Below are 15,865 nucleotides of genomic sequence, written 5' to 3' on the forward strand. Positions count from 1 at the left end.
TATTCGGTATAATGTTCATAGGATGTTCACACCTGACAACTAAAGTATGAATTGCGTCACAGAAGGGGGCTTCGCGTGTGGGCAAAGCGAGAAAGCCGATTCAAATCGTAATTCTGTTTCTGATACTTTTGCTTGGAGGCTATGCAATCGGCACTTCGGTGTTCGGCGGAGACGGAAAACCGCATGAAGGAAGTAAAGCGCCCTCCTTTGAGCTGCTGGGGCTTGATGGCCTGACCCATACGCTGGACGAGTACATGGGGCAGCCGGTCGTGCTGAATTTCTGGGGCTCCTGGTGCGGTCCCTGCGTGAAGGAAATGCCCGCTCTTCAGGCCCAGTATGAGAAGTGGAAAGATGAAGGGGTAGTTGTTGTCGGCGTAAATGTCGGGGAAGATCAAATGACAGTGGAGAATTTCGTTAAGCTGGTTGACATCAATTTCCCTGTTATTATGGATACCGGACGTGATGCGGTACGCAGCTATGGCGTTTCCCCTCTCCCGACAACCGTTTTCATTGACGGAAAAGGAAAAGTAGACAGCATTCACATCGGGCAGCTGGATCTGGACTCGTTAGAGGCGCAAATCGGGAAGCTGGTGGACCCATGACCTCAAAGGAACCTCTGGTCAGCAATACCAAGTGTGAATGCGGCCATCAGAACCCGGTTGGAACTGTGCTGTGCGAAGCCTGCGGCAAGCCTTTGGATGAAAAGGAGCTGGGAGCTGAGGGGAATCTGGAGATGCGCTACGACGGTGTTGCCCGCCGCTCGCAGCGCGTCAATCCGGGTCTGATTGACCGGGTGTGGAACTTTTTTTCATCTGTCAAAATAGCAATCTATCTTATTGTACTGACACTGCTTGGCTCCATGCTGGGAACCATCTTCCCGCAGGAGAGCACTTTTCTTAACATTGATGCTTCTACCTACTACAAAGAAACGTACGGAAGAGCCGGGAATATCTATTATAAACTCGGCCTTTCGCACACCTATGAATCCTGGTGGTTTGTGACCCTGCTTGTGATGATCGGCGCTTCGCTCGTGATTTGCAGCCTGGACCGTGTGCTTCCGCTGTATAAGGCGCTTACCCGCCAGAAGGTACGCAAGCACCGTCAGTTTCTGACCCGGCAGAAGGCTGTTCTGGTAACACCGCTCACGGCAGAACCCGAAGCCTGGGTAGCAGGACTGATAGAACCGCTGAAGAAGAAAGGCTACCGTGTCAAGATTGACGGCTCGGCTTTGCTGGCCGAGAAGCACCGTTTCAGCCGCTGGGGACCTTATGTAATACATATCGGCCTGATTATATTTTTACTTGCCGTACTGGCGCGTGGATTGCCGGGACTTAACATGGATCAGCATCTTGCTTTTCAGCAGGGTGAAGCCACGCGGATTCCGGATACAACTTATTATCTGAAGAATGAGCAGTTTACAGTGGAGTTTTACAGTGATGAGGAAATGCCTGAGGAGTTCCGCGGCAAAAAGGTGCTGCCCAAGCTCTATGAGACCAAGGCGGTGCTCTATGAGTGTACAGCAGACTGCACGGACCCGTCCAGGGAACCGCAGCTTTCGGAGGTCACCAGCCACGATATCAGAGTGAACTCTCCATTAAGCTACAAAGGTTTGAAAGCGTATCAGTTTGACTATGACCTGACTCCAGTGCTGCGTTCGGTGCAGCCGGTGCTGGTAAATACAGCCACCGGAGAAGGCTACAGCAAATTCAGGCTTGATATGAAAAATCCGGAGCGTACATTCCAGTCGGGGCCGTACACCCTCTCTCTCAAAGAGAAATATATGGATTTCGGCCTTAATGATGAGGGGCAGCCGGCATCCAAATCGCCTTATCCGAACGCGCCGGCCTTCCTGTTTCTGATTACAGGTCCGGGGCTGCCGGAAGAAGGCCAGCAGTATTTTTATTTTCCCAAACAATTAGATAAGGAGCAGTTCCAGCAGCAGGCGATCAATGACAGGCTGGGCGGCAGCGGGCGTTTTCTGGAGCTTGAGGTGCAGGACATGAGCGATGTTGACTTTGCGGCATCGACCTCTTATCTCAATATCCGGATAGACCGGGCGATGCCGTTTGTATGGGTCGGGGCAGGGATTGTTATGCTGGGGCTTATACTCGGCTTTTACTGGCAGCACAGACGCATCTGGCTGCGTGTTGAGGACGGGGAACTGGTGCTTGGCGGGCACACCAACAAGAACTGGTTCGGCTTCCGCCGTGAGATCGTTGCCATTCTGCAAAAGGTAGACCTGATAGTCGATGAAAAATCATTGGACAACGGGGGAGGTCTGGCATGAGCCTGCTCGATTTCAGCAGTGATGTATTTATTGTTGCCTTCTTTTTGTACAGCGGTGCGTTTATGCTGTATACGATCGCGATTATGGGCCGCCGCTGGTCGGGCCGCAAGCCGGAGGAGCATACCGCCCGCTTTGGCAAAATCGCTTTTATTGCCTCATCACTCGGACTTATCTGCCATTTCGCTTATTTCATTACCCGCTGGATGGGCTCAGGCCACATTCCGGTCAGCAATATGTATGAATTCATGACTTTTTTATCGATGATGATTATGGTGGCTTTCACTGTCATTTTTGCTATCTATCGTAAAATCATCCTCGGAGTGTTTGCGGTTCCGGTTTCTATAATAGTGATGGCATATGCTGCGGTATTTCCGCAGGAAGTGCAGCCGCTGATTCCTTCATTGAAATCGATTTACCTGAACATCCATGTTACACTTGCGGCGTTGGGGGAATCCTTCTTCGCTGTCGGCTTTGCTGCAGGTCTGATGTATTTGCTGCGCACCGTGAATTTTGACAGTACTGCGCGAAGTGACCGCAAGCAGCAGCGGCTGGTTGAATTTACTCTCTTCTCAATCATTGTTATAATTGGGTTTCTCGGGAGTGTGTTCGCCTTCCGCGGAGCCGGGTACGAATCTGTTTTTGTCCGCAGCGATGTAACGATTGACAGCGCCGGGCAGGGAGATAGTACAATAGAGAAAGTGAGCTATAAAATGCCGCCGATAGTGGCACCATACCAGAGCGAAACAGAGCATTTCCAGCCTTTTCTCGGCATAAAGGAGCCTTTGTTTGAAGCTCCTTCCTGGATGAATGGTGTAAATGCCGGGCGCAAATTCAATACCGTAATCTGGTCGCTTTTATCCGGTCTGATTCTTTATGGCATTCTCCGGCTGATTATCCGCAAGCCGCTGGGCAAGGCTATTCATCCTGTGCTGGACGGGATTGACGAGAATGACCTGGATGAGATTACGTACAGGGCCATTGCCATCGGCTTTCCGATTTTTACGCTGGGGGCATTGATCTTTGCCATGATCTGGGCTCAGATTGCCTGGGGCCGGTTCTGGGGCTGGGACCCCAAGGAGGTCTGGGCGCTTGTAACCTGGCTGTTCTACAGTGCTTATCTGCATTTGCGGCTGGCCCGCGGCTGGCAGGGACGCAGATCTGCGTGGCTGGCCGTGCTCGGGTTTCTGGTTGTCATGTTCACGCTGGTAGGTGTAAATCTGGTCATTGCCGGACTTCATTCCTACGCGGGAACGGACTAAGACGGGCTAAGGAGCAGGACAGCTGCGGCCTCGTCACAGGAATCTGGGACAAACGGCAAGTTTTGGATCATTCGTTTATCCGGTGTTATTTTGCGTTATAGTAATGTAAATCCCATGAATGTAAATTCCATGCCTCGGGCGTGATGTGTACCAGGGTAATGTTCAACTGTATTTGATGGAGGAGTTGTTGTTAATGGCTGAGCATCTGAATAGAATTCTGGTGGTGGATGACGAGGAGCGCATTCGCCGCCTGCTGAAAATGTATCTTGAAAAAGAAGGCTACGAAATCGACGAAGCGGAAGACGGCGAAATGGCTCTGCGCAAAGCTACAGCCAATGATTACGGTCTGATCCTGCTGGATGTGATGCTGCCGGGAATCGACGGGATCGAGGTATTGACAAGGCTTAGAGGCGTCAAATCTACTCCCGTTCTGATGCTGACTGCCAAGGGTGAAGAAATCAACCGTGTACAAGGCTTTGAAATGGGAGCCGATGACTATGTGGTTAAGCCGTTCAGCCCGCGCGAGGTTATTTACCGGGTCAAGGCGATTATGCGCCGTTCCTCGGCAACTGCCTTTTTATCCAAAGAGAGTAACTCCAGCAACAATATTGTGTTTCCTCATCTGATTATTGAGCATGATGCCCACCGTGTTACGGCAGGCGGCCAGGAAGTCAGTCTGACCCCCAAGGAATACGAACTGCTTCATTATCTGGCAATATCACCGGACAAGGTATTCTCCCGCGAGGAGCTGCTCAAGGATGTGTGGAATTATGAATTTTTCGGAGATTTACGTACCGTGGATACGCATGTGAAAAGACTCCGCGAGAAGCTGAATAAGGTATCACCGGAATCGGCAGCAATGATCACCACAGTATGGGGAGTTGGCTATAAGCTCGAGGTACCCAAATAGGTGAGCTTCTGGAGAAGCTTGGTCGGCAAGCTGTGGGCTACGATCATCTGCCTTGTTGCTGTTGTACTTATTACAGTAGGGCTGTTTCTGCTGCCTTACATCGACAGCAACTTCGCCAATTCCGGGGCGATCAAACGTTTATTCATGTATGCCTGTATGATCGGGTTTTCATTAACAACGTTTTTTGCGTTATTCCTGTTCACCAAAATTACACAGCCGATGCAGCAGGTCATTGAAGCGGCCAACAATATCCGCCGGGGACAATACGGCACGAGGCTGAACCTCCGAACCAGTGATGAGATCGGCCAGCTGGCCACCTCGTTCAATCATATGGCTGCAGAGCTGGAAGAGAACATCCGCAGTCTGAATCATGAGAAGGGGCATTTGTCCAGTGTGCTTCGCAGCATGACTGACCCTGTGATCACCTTTGACAATGAGGGTCACGTCATCCTCACTAACCCCCATGGTCAGAAGCTGCTGGAAACCTGGAGCGATTTGAACCTGGAGCATCAGGAGGAGAGCGATGCCGGGCAGGAGTCGAAGCTTGCTGTTTTCAGCGCCGTTCCGCTTCCGCTGCGTCCTTTATTTATGGATACGCTCAGCCAGGGCGGGGATCAGCGTGCCAATGTGCATGTCCGCCAGGGCGTATGGTCCGTTCATATGGCTCCGCTCTATTCGGAAGATCACATCCGGGGTGCTGTAGCCGTGCTGCGGGATGTGACTGAGGAAGTGCGGCTGGAGAAGATGCGCCGTGACTTTGTGGCTAATGTATCGCATGAGATCCGCACGCCGCTCTCCATGATGCAGGGCTACAGTGAAGCCCTGCTTGATGGTATGGCTTCCTCCCCGGAGGAGAGAAATGAGCTGGTGCAGGTGATTCATGATGAATCGCTGCGGATGGGCCGGCTGGTTAAGGATCTGCTTGATCTGGCACGGATGGAAGCAGGACATACGGACATGATGATGGGACAGGTTGATATGGGTGAGCTGCTTGACCGGATCTACCGTAAATTCTCGGTACGGGCTAAGGAGCGCGATATTATTCTGGATCTGCATAGACCCGAAGGATTACTGGTGCTGAAGTCTGCCGATATGGATAAGCTGGAGCAGGTTCTCACTAATCTTCTGGACAATGCTTTCCGGCATACGCCTGCCGACAAACAAATCTCGATTCTGACCGACTCTGTAGTGCTGGAAGGCCGCCGTTATATTGAGATTGCGATCCGTGACCAGGGCGCCGGGATTCATCCGGATGACCTTCCTTTTATCTTTGAACGTTTCTACAAGGCGGACAAGGCCCGTGTGCGCGGGGAATCGGGCGGTACCGGACTTGGGCTGGCCATTGTCAAAAATATCGTCGAATCACACCACGGACAGATTTTTGCCGCCAGTAAGCTTGGCGAAGGCACCACTTTTACGCTACGGCTTCCTGTCGAAAAACAGTAAATCCGGACTTAGACTGACAGCGCCTCTGAATGCAGAGGTGCTTTTTGTTGAAAGGACTCCTTTAATCTTGTTCATCGTGGAACACCATATACCCGTCACTTTAGGAGGCATTATTCATGATTTTATCATTGGATCAAGGGACTACGAGCTCCCGGGCTATACTGTTTAATCTGGAGGCCGGTATGGTTGCCCAAGGGCAATATGAAATTAAGCAGTCCTTTCCCCGGCCCGGTTGGGTAGAGCATGATCCGGAGCAAATCTGGGAGAGCCAGCTGACGGCAGCCAGAGATGCGATTCAGGCCAGCGGGATAGCTGCGGCGGACATTACAGCTATCGGCATTACCAACCAGCGTGAAACAGCCCTGATCTGGGACCGGACTACAGGCGAGCCGATATACCCGGCTATTGTCTGGCAGGACCGGCGGACTGCTCAGCAATGTGAGGAGATCAAGCGGCAGGGGCTGGACCGGGAGATTGCAGACAAGACGGGTCTGGTTGTGGATGCCTACTTCTCTGCGACCAAGCTGGCCTGGATCCTTGATCATGTACAGGGCGCAAGAGAGCGTGCAGAGCGCGGGGAGCTGCTGGCAGGGACGATTGACAGCTGGCTCATCTGGAAGCTCACAGGCGGCGCTGTGCACGCTACAGACGTGACCAACGCCTCGCGGACGATGCTGTTCAACCTGCATGAACGCAGATGGGATGACCAGCTTATTCAGGAGCTGCGCATTCCGCGTTCCATCCTTCCGGAAATCCGGATGTCCGGCGGAGACTTCGGTACAGCGGATGCCGGCTGGTTCGGTGCGGAGATTCCGATCCGCTCGGTACTCGGCGACCAGCAGGCGGCGCTGTTCGGACACACTTGCCTTGAGGCAGGCAGTGCCAAAAATACGTACGGGACAGGCTGTTTCATCCTTATGAACACTGGGACGGAAGCTGTTGTCTCCAGCCACGGCCTGCTGACAACGGTAGCCTGGGGAATGGGGGATGAGCTGTATTATGCACTTGAAGGCAGCGTGTTTGTGGCCGGGGCAGCCGTGCAGTGGCTGCACGAAGGGCTTGGCCTGATCGAAGGTCCGGCCGACTCTGAGCAGCGGGCAGCTGAAGTAGAGGATAGTGAAGGGGTGGTTGTCGTGCCGGCTTTCACCGGTCTGGGCGCTCCGTACTGGGATATGTACGCCCGCGGAGCTGTCTTCGGACTGACACGGGGGACAACGGCGGGGCACCTGGTCCGGGCAACACTGGAAGCATTAGCGTTCCAGTCCCGTGATGTCATTGGTGCAATGGAGAAGGATGCCGGCATGCCGCTGACCGGACTGCGTGTGGATGGCGGAGCCGTCCGTAACAATCTGCTGATGCAGTTCCAGGCAGATATACTCGGCAGCACAGTGACCCGTACAACTTACGCGGAGACAACGGCGCTTGGAGCTGCTCTACTCGCCGGTTTGACCTCAGGAGTCTGGTCGAGAGAGCAGCTTGAGAGCTTTAATAAAGCGGAACGGGATTTCGTGCCCCGGATGGACGGGGAAGAGCGCGAACGCCGTTATAATGTATGGCAGGACGCCGTAGAGCGGAGTATGGGCTGGGAAAAGCATGAGTCACGGCATTAACACAGGACCGGGCATCAATACCGCATAAATACAACAAAAAAAGCAACCTGCAGCAAGGAAAATCTTGTCCGCAGGTTGCCTTTTTTTGATCTAACAGTAATTGTTATTCTTGAAAAGAAGGAACGATCAGCATATTCTCAAGTCCCGCTTTACGGCCAAGCCGGGAGAGCTGCATCTTGAGCAGCGGGTTGTTTTCGAGCGCCAAAGTCACCTGCTGAAAGCCATCCGACTTATACATAATGAAGCAGCTTTCCAGCAGAGGCACGACATCTGGTGCGGTGACATTCAGCTTGCGGCAGTCAATTTGCAGGCAATATTCTGAAGCTGTGATGGGATTGACTGTCTGCTGGTAAGCCTGCATTGTCTTGAGGCCATCCTCATTGGAGAAGGTGCCTTCCAGTTGCATATGAACAATCTTATTCACGGAATCTGCTTTCAGAACAAACCTGCCCATTCCTTCCAGCCCCCAAATCGAGAGATATACATTCAGACTGCCGGTTTTAAAGTTACTTGATTTCTTCCAAGGTAGCGAGCAGCACGTTGAAGGCGGAGATTACCCGCGGAGCGCCGATGGCCGGTACCAGATGCAGCAGGATGCCCTTGATCTGATCGACTGTCATGCCGACACGCAGTGCCATTACATAATGTACGCCCAGCTGTTCATACTGGCCCATCGTGATCAGCGCTGAGATGACAGCAATTTCTTTCCAGTCGGCACCGATTGTGGTCCGTTGAAAAATATCGCCATATGCGTTGCCCATAATATACTCAGCCAGCTCCGGAAAATGCTCTTTAATCGGCGCCAGCTGCTTATTGCCATAATCTCCGGACAAATTCGTAAAATGTTTAAGTCCGCTGTTCACTGAACTTTCCACGTAAAAACCCCCCCTGAATGATGTTAATTAAAGATTCAATACACGGTGCGCTGTCGGAGGCATTTCGTCACGGTCGGTGAGCAGTTCAATCACTGCTACCTTGTTGGAAGCTACCGCTGCATCAATAGCCGCAGCAAATTGTTCAGCCGTTTCGCACTTATAGCCTACCGCTCCGAGAGACTCACCGAATTTCGCTGCATCCATCGGAACCTCGAAGAGAGTGCCGTCAATTCTGCCGGTCGTTTTTTCCATACCTTTGAGGGCCATATCCAGCTGCATGTTATTAACTACAATGAAAATAACCGGGAGGTCCTTGCACACAGCAGTATTAATCTCGGCACCGAGCATCATGAAGCAGCCGTCACCGGTGATGCAGAAGACGGTTTCGTCGGGAGCAGCAGCTTTGGCTCCGATTGACATGCCGATCGCATTGCCCATGCAGGCAAAGTAGGCATCAAAGATAAAGCTTCCCGGCTTCTTGACGTTATACCATTTCACAGCATGGAAGCCATGGCTGCCGTCGTCTACAAAGAGGGAGCTGTTATAAGGAATCTGATCGCTTAAAGTGCTCAGGACCGAAGCAATCGAAAGTTTAGGCAGATCAGGCAATTCGTCGCGGTAATTGGCATCTACAGTTATCTCGTGTCTGACCACAGTGTCCCTGTCGATATTCTCCAGATAGTAGCTAAGGTTGTCACGAAGATCCCCGCTGACTGAAATGGTTGGTGAATTCAGAATTTTACCGACGAAGGTAGGATCGGAATCGAATTGGATCAGCATTGCAGGGTGATTCTCCGCCTTGAGATTGCAGATGGTCATATCACTCAGGCGTGAGCCGAGCACGATATACAGATCGCTGCTGTTCAGCAGATCATCCCCGTGCTTGCAGCCGCCCACACCGACCGGGCCGTGATACAGCGGATGATCCCAGGCGATGGCTCCCTTGCCTCCCGGTGAGGTAACGACAGGAATGTTGAAGGTTTCAGCCAGCTGCACCAGCTCCTGGTGGGTGCCGGAACGGTTGATGCCTTTGCCGGCAATAATCAGCGGGCGCGTTGATTCGTTAATTGCGGTAATGACACGCTCAAAATTGCCGATGCTGACAAGCGGTTCGCGTTCAGGAATAACAATACGGCATTCTTCCAGCATTTCTGTCTGGACATCAAAGGGAATGCACAGATGCACCGGACCGCGTTGGCCGCTGAGGGCAATAGAGATAGCATGATTGAAAATCGTACTGAAATGATCACCGCGCTCTACCAGCTTGCTGAAGAGTGTAGCGGGTCTGAACATATCCGCCAAATCAGCCAGATAAGAGGAGGAATCCTGGCACTGCGGAATACCGAGCTCTTTAATCGACTGATGACCTGTAATAAAAAGAACGGGAAGATTGTTAGCTTTGGCATGTGCAGCAGCAGTAAGCAGATTCGTTCCTCCGGGACCCGAGGTTCCGAAGGCGACTCCGAGACCTCCGGTTTTGAGTGCATAGCCGGCGGCTTCAAAGCCGGAGCTGGACTCATGTCTGCCCGGAATAAATTCGATACCGTAATCAACCATCTTAAGAGCTATAGGACAAATAGATTTGCCGATAATACCAAAGGAATGTGTTACGCCGAGGCTGCGAAGTGCCTCAGCCATATAATCTGCGACTGTTTTCAAATGCTCCACCCTATCCGTTGTGTATTTTTCTAGCGACTCTAGTGACAATAGAATACCTGTACTCAAATGAGCACAGGCCAGTTGCAAGTATAGCCGATCAGAACGTAATGGTGCTTACGTCCCGGCTGCAACCTGGCTATCCTGGTCCCAAAAACTGAGACTGTAGATCCATGGCTTTGCGTCATTTCCTTTCGGAGAATTTTGCCATATAAAGTTAGGTCCAATGGATAATATTTCATTGGTTAATTTTACTTTTACAATATATTTTTAACTCTATCATTGTCAATACAATAATGCAGAAAAATACGAAATTTGACGAATTGCAGAACGATTTGGTGAAACCTGAGAGCACATCCAAAAAAAGCTGCCGCTCTGTGTGAGCGGCAGCTTTAGGCCCTGAGAACCAATCATTTAGAATTTGAAAATATGAATGGTTTTTTGCAGCTGGAATACAGCTTGAGTCATTTTGTCGGTTTCATCGGCGACAGATTGCAGGGCGTTGATCTGTTCATTCATTGCCGCAGATACTTCCTCGGTGCCGGCTGCGGTCTGCTGGGTAATTGCCGATATGTTTTCGATGGCGCTCGATATTTTAAGGGCGCTTTCCAGCATCAGGTCACTTTCCTGCGAGAAGGAAGCAATCTGCTCGGTTATGTATTGCACGCTCTGTACAATCTGCGAGAAAATATGGGCTGTCTGGGCGTTCAGCTCATTCTGCACCTGTACAACCTCTTCATTGATGGCGATATTCTCAACGGCCTGCTTGATGTCGGATTCAATGCTGCGGATCAGGCTGAATACTTCTTTGGTTGATGCGGTGGATTCTTCGGCAAGCTTACGAACCTCCTGGGCCACAACGGCAAAACCGCGGCCGTGCTCGCCGGCGCGTGCTGCCTCAATCGAAGCATTCAGCGACAGCAGGTTGGTCTGCTCGGCAATCTCAGTAATGGACTTGGCAATCAAGGAAATCCCGCGGGCGTTCTGTGAGAGGGCCTCAATGGTATCAGCAACCTTATTGGTAGCCTCAATATTTTTGCGCATGCCTTCAGCCTGGGTATCTACCGACAGACGTCCTTGTTCTACCAGTTCAAGCGTATGTATAGAGCGTTTATTCATTTCCTTGGTGGAATGAGTATAGTTGGCTACTTTTGTCTCAATATCTTTAATCGATTCCGTCATGTCCGCGATATCTGCGGAAATTTCATTGGCACCGACAGCGAGTTCATTAGAGGAGGAGGCAACCTGGGCCATTACGATTTTGAGGCTGTGGTTCTTGTCTTCGATCCCTCTGCTGGCATCCATAACGTGCTTGGTAATTTGTGAAGCTTCGGTCAAAATTTTCTTGAGCTTGTCGATCATGATGTTGAAGGAGCGGCTGACCTCACCCATCGATCCGTTTTCATCAGCCCGGCTTGTAAAATCGCCTTTGGCAATGGTGTGGGTGACATTGGAGAACTCGTCAAAAGAAGATGTAAGCGTTCTCTCGACGAAGCGCGCAAGGGGATAAGTCAGTCCTGCAAGCGCCGCAATGAGAATGATGCCGAGAATAAGTTTGCCCATAACTACCATCGTAATCAATACCGGAACAGCGAACAATGCGGCGACAAGATAACAGCCGGCTACAATTCTCTGTTTTAACGGAAGCTTGGTCATCCAATCCATAATAAAGTTCCCCCTAAAATAAATGGTGTGTATTGGTATAGTATAGGTGATTGACGGGGGAACAGTCTATTGTAAAAACTGACATAAAACATCAAATCCCGTTACCGGCAGTAGGAGAATTACGGGCCATTTCTTCATATAAAGCAGAAGTTTCCCGCAAAGCGGTCATCAGGCTGACTACGAGCTCCTGCGGCTCGGCTGCCACAGCCTCCTGTCCCAGAGATAATATGATTTTACAGGCAGATTCCAGGGTGTGGAACTCCGCCTCTGCCTCCAGCCAGCCTTCTCTGAAAGACTGCCGGGTGGACAGAATGGTTGTGTACCGCTCCTGTTGAAGCGCATGCAGCCCCGAGCTGCTGAGCAGCAGGGTTACAGGATAACGGGGCAGTGCTGCCTTAAATGAAGCAGTGGAATGCTCCCAGTAGCTTGCCAGATCAAACTCCGGCGGACGGGTAAAGGTTTCACTGGTTATTTCGGCCCGGGTAATCCGCGAAACCCTGAAGGTCCGCATATCACCGCCGCATTCGGCAGCAGTATACCAGACACCGCGTTTGGCTACCAGTCCCAGCGGGGCAATCTTCCGTTCCTTTTGTTCGCCGTTGTTGCTGTAAATCATGGACACCATCCGGTCAGTCCAAACGGCTTCCTGCAGCAGGGGAAGGTAAGGATAAGCCTCTCCGGAAGGGTGCCAGCCTGCACCGTCAATATGGATACGCTGAGTCAGGAGCTGGAGCGGAGAATCCTGCGGCTTGGCTGCTGCCGCTGCTTCCAGCTTACGGACGGCAGAAGAGAAGTCCTCCTGGATCCCCAGCGCCTCCAGAACAGCCGTGTCCGCCGTCAGAAGCAGCGAACCGATCTCCCGGGGCTTCATGCCTGTAAGCGTGGTTCTGTAGCCTTGGGGCAGCATCCAGCCGCCGTCCCGGCCTCTTTCTGCAATGACAGGAATACCTGACGCACTAAGCGCCTCCATGTCACGCATAACAGTCCTTTCGGAAACCTCAAGCAGCCCGGCCAGCTCGCGTGTGCTTATCTTGCCGCGGGCTTGCATCAGAAGCACTATGGATAATAAACGGTCTGCCCTCATTTTGTTCTCCTTTCCTTAATGCTGTCTTGTAATGATCAGTTTATTACCAGTGTATCATTTTATATATGTCAATTGGTGACATATATACCGGTTATACTGATTAAAGACAGCAGGGAAGCACAGATTATTATGAATGATAACCGGAGAGGAGCGGACTTAAGGATGACACTGCAAGGAAAAGTGGCACTGGTTACCGGAGGAAGCAGAGGGGCGGGGAGAGGGATTGCCATCGAGCTGGCCCGCGCGGGAGCATTTGTTTATATCACCGGCAGAAGCACGGGACTACAGCAGGCCGGACAAGTAAGGGGGACATTAGATACGGTCTGCCAAGAGATTCTGGAGCTCGGCGGTGAAGCGGCCGCAATCCGCTGCGACCATACAAATGATCGGGAGACGGAGAAGGCGATCCGGCAGATTGCCGAGGAAAAAGGCAGACTTGATATCCTGGTTAATAATGTCTGGGGCGGAAATGCACTGCCGATCGGCCTGGAGCCGTTCTGGGAGCAGCCGCCGGCACACTGGGACAATATGTTTGAAGCAGGAGTCAGGGCGCAGCTGATGACAAATTATTATGCGGTTCCGCTGATGCGCAAGACTAAGGACAACGGCGGGCTGATTATCCATACGACATTCTGGGACAGGGATAAATATACGGGCAATTTCTATTATGACCTGGCCAAAAATGCGCTGAACCGTATGGCATACGGTTTATCCGTAGAGCTTGCTGCAGACGGGATTGCGGTTATACCGCTGTCACCGGGCTGGATGCGTACCGAGCTGGTATTGGCGGAATTCGGTACGGATGAAGAGCACTGGCAAGAGGTGGAGGCGCTTAAGAATACTGAATCTACGGCGTATATCGGCCGGGCGGCAGCTGCGCTGGCGCAGGATGGCGGGAAGCTGGCCCTATCGGGAATCCCGCAGCAGGTCGGGGCGCTTGCAGAGAAGTACGGCTTCACAGATGCGGACGGGCGCAAAGTACCTGTCTTCCGGATGGTTTAATAACGGAAGCACTCAATTAAATGGAAAATGCCCGTCGGGAGCAGCGCTGCCTTGAGCGTGTTCCGGACGGGCATTATTTATTTAGAGAGCTGTTCCTACAGCAGAATAACTTCTTCCGCAGTATTGATTTCCGGAAGTCCGGCAAGCTTCACCAGCACATCCTGAGGCACCGCTTTATCCACAGTAAGGAGCATGATCGCTGCTCCGCCGACTATTTTACGGCCTACCTGCATGGACGCGATGTTGACATCATTTTCACCGAGCAAGGTTCCGACAAGACCGATGATCCCCGGCTTATCGTTGTGGGAGATCAGAATCTGGTTACCTTCCGGCGCAATATCAACCGGGAAGTTGTTCACCTGGACGATGCGTTCGCCGTAGCCCTGAAGAAGCGTACCGGCTACCAGACGCACTTCATCCGGATCTGCCTTCAGTGTAACGGTAATCAGGTTCGTAAAGCCCTTGGTCTTTGGCGATTTCGTTACGACAACGTTCACGTCACGGGTTTTGGCCAGATGCATCGAGTTGACGATATTGACATCGCCCGCGAAGTGGCGGGACAGCACGCCTTTGACTATATAACGGGTCAGCGGCTGGGTATCCACATCGGAGAGGTCTCCGGCATACTCAACGTTGATTTCACTGATTGCACCGTGGGTAAGCTGGGTTGCGAAGCTTCCCAGCTTCTCGCCGAGCGTGAAGTACGGCTGAAGCTTGTTCATTACGCTTGGAGCAACCGGCGGGATGTTGACGGCGTTGATGAACGGCTCGTTGCGCAGAATATGCAGAACCTGCTCCGATACGTCGATGGCGACGTTCTCCTGGGCTTCAACGGTCGAAGCACCGAGATGAGGAGTGACAATGATCTTCGGATGCGACAGGAACGGATGGTCAGCCTGCGGCGGCTCCTTCTCGAATACGTCAAAGGCTGCTCCGGCAACGATGCCGCTGTCGATCGCTTCAACCAGTGCCATTTCATCAATAACACCGCCGCGGGCACAGTTAACGATGCGCATGCCCTTTTTCATAACCTCGAACTGCGGGCGGGAGATCATGTGGCGTGTTTCAGGTGTCAGCGGTGTGTGTACAGTAATGAAGTCGGCTCCGCGCACGATGTCATCCACCGATGCCAGCTTCACTTCCAGCTTCTCAGCACGGTCAGCTGTCAGGAACGGGTCATAGGCAAGAATGCTCATACCGAATGCTTTGGCGCGCTTGGCTACCTCACTGCCGATCCGGCCCATGCCGAGCACACCGAGTGTCTTGCCGCGCAGCTCAACGCCTAGGAACGTTTTACGGTCCCACACACCGTTGATGGTTTTGGCATAAGCCTGCGGAATGTGGCGGGCCAGCGCCATCATCATGGCAAAGGCATGCTCACAGGTAGTGATGGTGTTTCCGTCCGGAGCATTAATAACTACGACACCGCGCTGCGTAGCCGCCTCCAGCTTGATGTTGTCAACTCCGACTCCGGCACGGCCGATAACTTTCAGGTTGGTGCCGGCAGCGATTATTTTCTCAGTAACCGTTGTCTGGCTGCGGACAAGCAGACCGTCATATTCGCCAATGATGGCAATCAGTTCGTCTTCGCTCAGTCCTGTTTTCTTATCCACAACTACATCGCTTGCGTCCATCAATTGCTGAATACCCAAATCGCTGATCGGATCCGACACTAATACTTTAAACATGGTTTCTTATCCCCCTTAAAAGTTAAAAAGCTTAATATGCCTAAGGATGCCTTCGAAAGGCACCCGCAGTACCGGAAGCAGTCAAACAGGCTGGCAAACATTGCCGAAATAACGGGGCAACGCGCTGTCGCATAAAAGAGAAAGGATGCAGCTATATGCGGAAAGCGGGATATGGGCCTTTTAGACCAATTGTAATGAATCCGGGTAACAAAAAAACTCCCAACCCCATACTACTGCCGTAGTAAGGGACGAGAGTTGTCGTGGTACCACCCTAATTCACTGCAACTGTTCAGGAAGCAGCCTCATTGGCCGAAAAGGCCACACTGATAACGGAGATGATCCGATTGCATCTACTATTCGTTCGATACAATATCTCGGGAGCG

13 protein-coding genes, 1 riboswitch and 1 other annotated feature (1 of these 15 cut by a window edge) are annotated in these 15,865 nt (G+C 52.0%); of the genes, 7 read left to right on the forward strand and 6 right to left on the reverse strand.

The window, feature by feature from the left end; genetic code table 11:
* Positions 1 to 77 precede the first annotated feature (77 nt).
* The 6 genes from BLR64_RS23820 (at position 78) to glpK (ending at position 7,512) form a co-directional block, all read left to right on the forward strand.
* The gene (locus tag BLR64_RS23820) at positions 78 to 602 is read left to right on the forward strand and encodes a redoxin domain-containing protein (RefSeq protein ID WP_090718400.1); all 525 of its coding nucleotides are present in this window, start codon (positions 78 to 80) and stop codon (positions 600 to 602) included.
* Positions 599 to 2,287, forward strand: a complete 1,689-nt coding sequence (gene resB / locus BLR64_RS23825; protein WP_244157837.1) for a cytochrome c biogenesis protein ResB — start codon at positions 599 to 601, stop codon at positions 2,285 to 2,287. Before BLR64_RS23820 ends, resB begins: the two co-directional genes overlap by 4 nt.
* Complete coding sequence (gene ccsA, locus BLR64_RS23830; protein ID WP_090718403.1) at positions 2,284 to 3,546, forward strand: cytochrome c biogenesis protein CcsA; 1,263 nt, start codon at positions 2,284 to 2,286, stop codon at positions 3,544 to 3,546. Before resB ends, ccsA begins: the two co-directional genes overlap by 4 nt.
* A 193-nt stretch (positions 3,547 to 3,739) precedes the next feature.
* Entirely contained in the window at positions 3,740 to 4,456 is a 717-nt protein-coding gene (locus BLR64_RS23835; RefSeq protein WP_068730002.1) for a response regulator transcription factor, read from the forward strand.
* Positions 4,457 to 5,902, forward strand: a complete 1,446-nt coding sequence (locus BLR64_RS23840) for an ATP-binding protein (protein WP_090718405.1) — start codon at positions 4,457 to 4,459, stop codon at positions 5,900 to 5,902.
* 116 nt (positions 5,903 to 6,018) lie between these two features.
* Positions 6,019 to 7,512: a glycerol kinase GlpK gene (gene glpK / locus BLR64_RS23845; RefSeq protein ID WP_090718408.1), complete on the forward strand. Its 1,494-nt coding sequence runs from the start codon at positions 6,019 to 6,021 to the stop codon at positions 7,510 to 7,512.
* A gap of 103 nt (positions 7,513 to 7,615) precedes the next feature.
* Here glpK and BLR64_RS23850 read toward each other — a convergent pair whose 3' ends face one another.
* The 5 genes from BLR64_RS23850 to BLR64_RS23870 all read right to left on the reverse strand — a co-directional run bounded on the left by BLR64_RS23850 (position 7,616) and on the right by BLR64_RS23870 (position 12,792).
* Entirely contained in the window at positions 7,616 to 7,966 is a 351-nt protein-coding gene (locus BLR64_RS23850; protein WP_090718412.1) for a hypothetical protein, read from the reverse strand.
* Between the two features lie 52 nt (positions 7,967 to 8,018).
* Positions 8,019 to 8,387, reverse strand: a complete 369-nt coding sequence (locus BLR64_RS23855) for a carboxymuconolactone decarboxylase family protein (protein ID WP_068729994.1) — start codon at positions 8,385 to 8,387, stop codon at positions 8,019 to 8,021.
* 27 nt (positions 8,388 to 8,414) lie between these two features.
* The gene (locus BLR64_RS23860) at positions 8,415 to 10,055 is read right to left on the reverse strand and encodes a thiamine pyrophosphate-binding protein (RefSeq protein ID WP_090718414.1); all 1,641 of its coding nucleotides are present in this window, start codon (positions 10,053 to 10,055) and stop codon (positions 8,415 to 8,417) included.
* 114 nt (positions 10,056 to 10,169) lie between these two features.
* Positions 10,170 to 10,262: riboswitch (cyclic di-GMP riboswitch) on the reverse strand.
* A 195-nt stretch (positions 10,263 to 10,457) separates the two neighbouring features.
* Positions 10,458 to 11,708, reverse strand: a complete 1,251-nt coding sequence (locus BLR64_RS23865) for a methyl-accepting chemotaxis protein (RefSeq protein ID WP_090718417.1) — start codon at positions 11,706 to 11,708, stop codon at positions 10,458 to 10,460.
* 91 nt (positions 11,709 to 11,799) lie between these two features.
* Complete coding sequence (locus BLR64_RS23870) at positions 11,800 to 12,792, reverse strand: helix-turn-helix transcriptional regulator (RefSeq protein WP_090718420.1); 993 nt, start codon at positions 12,790 to 12,792, stop codon at positions 11,800 to 11,802.
* Positions 12,793 to 12,954: 162 nt separating this feature from the next.
* Here BLR64_RS23870 and BLR64_RS23875 point away from each other — a divergent pair, with 162 nt between their 5' ends.
* Complete coding sequence (locus tag BLR64_RS23875; protein WP_090718423.1) at positions 12,955 to 13,794, forward strand: SDR family NAD(P)-dependent oxidoreductase; 840 nt, start codon at positions 12,955 to 12,957, stop codon at positions 13,792 to 13,794.
* Positions 13,795 to 13,889: 95 nt separating this feature from the next.
* Here BLR64_RS23875 and serA read toward each other — a convergent pair whose 3' ends face one another.
* Entirely contained in the window at positions 13,890 to 15,482 is a 1,593-nt protein-coding gene (gene serA, locus BLR64_RS23880; protein WP_068729986.1) for a phosphoglycerate dehydrogenase, read from the reverse strand.
* A gap of 241 nt (positions 15,483 to 15,723) precedes the next feature.
* Positions 15,724 to 15,865 (reverse strand) — a binding site (T-box leader); it runs 85 nt beyond the window's last position.

This window comes from Paenibacillus typhae (assembly GCF_900099765.1).
Lineage (GTDB): Bacteria > Bacillota > Bacilli > Paenibacillales > Paenibacillaceae > Paenibacillus_AQ > Paenibacillus_AQ typhae.

Bases quoted from the DNA above. Each gene is read 5' to 3' on its own strand.
- resB (WP_244157837.1), top strand. From the start codon at position 599: ATGACCTCAAAGGAACCTCTGGTCAGCAATACCAAGTGTGAATGCGGC.
- ccsA (WP_090718403.1), top strand. From the start codon at position 2,284: ATGAGCCTGCTCGATTTCAGCAGTGATGTATTTATTGTTGCCTTCTTT.
- BLR64_RS23835 (WP_068730002.1), top strand. From the start codon at position 3,740: ATGGCTGAGCATCTGAATAGAATTCTGGTGGTGGATGACGAGGAGCGC.
- glpK (WP_090718408.1), top strand. From the start codon at position 6,019: ATGATTTTATCATTGGATCAAGGGACTACGAGCTCCCGGGCTATACTG.
- BLR64_RS23850 (WP_090718412.1), bottom strand. From the start codon at position 7,966: ATGGGCAGGTTTGTTCTGAAAGCAGATTCCGTGAATAAGATTGTTCAT.
- BLR64_RS23865 (WP_090718417.1), bottom strand. From the start codon at position 11,708: ATGGATTGGATGACCAAGCTTCCGTTAAAACAGAGAATTGTAGCCGGC.
- BLR64_RS23870 (WP_090718420.1), bottom strand. From the start codon at position 12,792: ATGAGGGCAGACCGTTTATTATCCATAGTGCTTCTGATGCAAGCCCGC.
- BLR64_RS23875 (WP_090718423.1), top strand. From the start codon at position 12,955: ATGACACTGCAAGGAAAAGTGGCACTGGTTACCGGAGGAAGCAGAGGG.
- serA (WP_068729986.1), bottom strand. From the start codon at position 15,482: ATGTTTAAAGTATTAGTGTCGGATCCGATCAGCGATTTGGGTATTCAG.